Raw genomic sequence first — 3,729 nt, 5'->3', positions numbered from 1 at the left:
TGGTGGCGTGCTGAATGGGGTGCTTGCCCGTGATATACTCGTGGGCGCGGGTGAGCACGTCCTCGTGGTGCGCGTCGTCGGTGAGCACCACGTGCAGGCTCAGCGCGTTCACGCCCGAGGTGAGCACCCAGGCGTGCACGTCGTGCACGGCGGCCACGCCGGGTACCTGCAGTAGGCCCTGGCGCAGGGTTTCGATGTTCACGTCCTTGGGCGTGCTTTCCAGCAGCACGTTCACCGCCTCCTTGAGCAGCACCCAAGTGCGGGGCAAAATGAACAGGCCGATGCCGGCCGAGAGCAGCGGGTCGGCGTAGTACCACTTGGTGGTGAGCATGATAACGCCGGCCACCATCACGCCCACGGAGGTGAGCATATCAGACAAGACCTCGAAATAGGCACCCTTCATGTTCAGGCTTTCGTCCGAGCTTTTGCGCAGCAGGTATACCCCGTACAGGTTCACGAGCAGGCCCAGGCCGGCGACCCACATCATGGTGGTGCTTTCGACCTTGGGCGGGTTCAAAAAGCGCAGGTAGGCCTCGTAGAGGATGTAAATCGAAATCAGGATGAGCACCACCGCGTTGGTCAGCGCGGCCAGGATTTCGAAGCGGTAGTAGCCGTAGGTCCGCGTGGGCGTGGCGGGCTTCTCGCCGAAGCGGATGGCCAGCAGCGCCAGCCCCACGCCCGCCACGTCGGTCAGCATGTGGCCCGCGTCGGCCAGCAGGGCCAGACTGCCCGTCCACCAGCCGCCCACCACTTCCGCTACCAGGTAGGTTAGGGTGAGAAAAAAGACAATGGTCAGGGGACGCTTGTTACGGGCCGCCGCGCTCCGGCTGATTTCGTGGTCGCCACTCATATGGATTGGTCGTGTTGTGCGCCATGACGCATGTTAGCTGGCATCTTCTCCAGCACCGAATCCCTATTCCCCCCTGCTGGCACGGCCGGCGCCAGAGCCGGCCCGGGGCCAGCTGCCCGCGGGGTAGAGTAGTCCATGCGCTGAATGCGCACGGCGTTCAGGATGGCCAGCAGGGCCACGCCCACGTCGGCAAATACCGCCTCCCACATGGTGGCCAGGCCGCCCGCGCCGAGGGCCAGCACGATGCCCTTCACAATAAAGGCCAGCCAGATGTTCTGCCACACCACGCGGTGGGTGGCCCGGGCGATGCGGCGGGCGGTGGCAATCTTGCTGGGATGGTCGGTTTGAATCACCACGTCAGCCGTTTCGATGGTGGCGTCGGAGCCGAGGCCGCCCATGGCAATGCCCACGTCGGCCAGGGCCACGACCGGGGCGTCGTTCACGCCGTCGCCCACGAAGGCGAGCTTGCGGCCCGCGTCGAGGTACTGCTGCACGTAGCGGGCCTTGTCTTCGGGCAGCAGCCCGCCGTACGCCTCGTCAATGCCGAGCTCCTTGGCCACACGCTGCACGATGCTGTCCTTGTCGCCGGAGAGCATCACGATTTTGGTGATGCCATCGGCCCGCAGCTCGCGCACGGTTTGCGCCGCGTCTTCCTTCGGCGCGTCGGCCACGGTGAGGTAGCCCGCGTATTGTCCGTCGATGGCGGCCACCACGATGCTGTCCTGTATCTGGTCGACTTCGGCCGGATAGGCCACGTTGAACTTGGCCAGCAGCTTGGTGTTGCCAGCCAACACGTCGCGGCCGTCCACTTGGCCGCGCAGGCCGTGGCCGGCGATTTCCTCCACATTTTCAACCGGCACGTTGCTCGCCGAAGCCGCCTCCACGTGGGTGACCACGGCCTTGGCAATGGGGTGGGTGGACTTGGTTTCCAGGGCCGCGACCAAGCGCAGCAGCTCCGGGGCTTCGCGGCCGGGCACGGTCTGCACCTGCTGCACGGCAAAGACGCCCTGTGTGAGCGTGCCGGTTTTGTCCATCACCACCGTGTCAATTTCGCGCATCACGTCCAGGAAGTTGGAGCCCTTGAACAGGATGCCGGCTTTGGAGGCCGCGCCGATGCCGCCGAAGTAGCCGAGCGGCACGCTGATAACCAGCGCGCAGGGGCAGGAAATTACCAGAAACACCAGCGCCCGGTACAGCCAGTCGCGGAACACGTAGTCGTCTACCACAAAGTAGGGCACGGCCACGAGCAGCACGGCCAGCGCCACCACGATGGGCGTGTAGACTTTGGCGAACTTGGTGATGAACTGCTGGGTCTTGGCCTTGCGCCCCACCGCGTCCTGCACCATGGCCAGGATTTTGGCCAGCTTGGTGTCCTTGTAGTTGGCCGTCACGGCCACCTGAATCAGCGATTCCAGGTTGACCATGCCGGCTAGCACCACCTCGCCCGCTTGCTTGGTTTGCGGTACGGACTCGCCGGTGAGGGCCGAGGTATTGAAGCTGGCCGGGCCCTTGGCTAGCGTGCCGTCCAGGGCCACTTTCTCGCCGGGCTTCACCTCAATGGTGTCGCCGACCACCACTTCCTTGGGGTCGAGCACCTGGCTGCGGCCGTCGCGGATAACCGTGACTTCGGTGGCCTGAATTTCCAGCAGGGCCCGGATGCTGCGCTTGGCCCGGTTCACGGCCGCGTCCTGAAACAACTCGCCCACGGTGTAGAACAGCATCACGGCCACGCCCTCGGGGTACTCGCCAATGGCAAACGCGCCGATGGTGGCGATGCTCATAAGCAGAAACTCGTTGAAGATGTTGCCCGAGGGAATGCTGAGCACGGCGGCCTTCACCACCTTCCAGCCCACAAGCACGAACGCCAGCCCGTACCAGGCCAGGCGCACGTAGCCGGTGAAAAAGCCCACTTTGTAGTAGTCCAGGGCGATGCCGGCGATGAGCAGGGCAAAGCTGATGCCCGGCACCAGGTAGGGGTTGTCGCCGGCCGGGCCGTGGTCGTGGTCATCGCCGCTGCCGTGGTCGTGGCCGGCGTGGTCGTCCTTGGCGGCTGCTTCGCCTTTTTCCACCACCTTTTTGCCGGCCGGGTGGTGATGGCCCGCATGGTCGTGGTTGTGGCCGGCGTGCTCGTCCGGGTCATCTGCTGGGGCGTGGTCGTGGCCGGGCACGTCGTGGCCCTGCGGCGCGGCGGCCGCTTCGGGCGTGAGCTGCTCACGACTGAGCGCGCCCACGTTTTCGGGCTGCACCTGCTTGGCAGTGTTCAGCTCCTCGTTGAGGTTGTCGGATGAAGGGTCGGGCATAGTAAAAGCAGGCAATAGAAACGGTGAGTAAAAGATGTCGGGGCCGTCGGGGCGGCTACCAGTCCACGAAAAAGCCGGCCACGCCCACCAGTACGAGTACTGCCCCGGTAAAGCGGCGCTCGTAGTGGGCCAGGCCATCCAGGTTCAGGCGCCGCAGGCCCGAGTAGGCCAGCGCCACCAGCGTGCTCATGGCCCCCACCGACACCACCAGGTAAGTGCCCATGACCAGGGCCAGCGCGGGCGTGCCGTGGGTGCCGGCGGCCAGGAAGAAGGTTTGAATCTCCAGGCAGGGGGCCAGGAACATGGTGGCCGCCAGCCCCAGCACCACCCGGCCCCGGGGCCGAACCGGCACCGGGGAGGGGTCGGGGTGGGTGTGGCCCCGGCCGGAGAGGGCGTAGAGCAGGCCGATGCCGATGAGCAGGGCCGGGGCCGCCACGCCCGCAAACTGCGAGAACCGCGCCGAGAGCCGCCAGCCCAGCAGGCCCAGCCCCAGGCCCAGCAGCACCGTGCTCAGCACGTGCGCCAGGCCCGCCACCGCCGTCACGCCCACGGCCCGCCGCAGGGGCCAGCGCTCGGCCC

At 66.2% G+C, this 3,729-nt stretch carries 3 protein-coding genes; all 3 read right to left on the bottom strand.

The window, feature by feature from the left end; genetic code table 11:
* On the bottom strand, window positions 1-850 hold an 850-nt coding region (locus E4631_RS25525; protein WP_133656196.1), incomplete at its 3' end, for a cation diffusion facilitator family transporter.
* Window positions 847-3,150, bottom strand: a complete 2,304-nt coding sequence (locus E4631_RS25520; protein ID WP_240735245.1) for a heavy metal translocating P-type ATPase — start codon at window positions 3,148-3,150, stop codon at window positions 847-849. The genes E4631_RS25520 and E4631_RS25525, both read right to left, overlap by 4 nt.
* A gap of 55 nt (window positions 3,151-3,205) precedes the next feature.
* Window positions 3,206-3,729: hypothetical protein (locus E4631_RS26180; RefSeq protein ID WP_166647966.1), on the bottom strand; the 524-nt coding region annotated here is incomplete at its 5' end.

Origin of the sequence: Hymenobacter sp. UV11 (assembly GCF_004684095.1) — a bacterium.
GTDB lineage: Bacteria > Bacteroidota > Bacteroidia > Cytophagales > Hymenobacteraceae > Hymenobacter.
Note: the sequence above shows the minus strand (reverse complement) of the source record. Positions and strands in the feature narration are given on the sequence as shown.

Coding starts and splice junctions, on each gene's coding strand:
- E4631_RS25520 (WP_240735245.1), bottom strand. CDS start 3,150: ATGCCCGACCCTTCATCCGACAACCTCAACGAGGAGCTGAACACTGCC.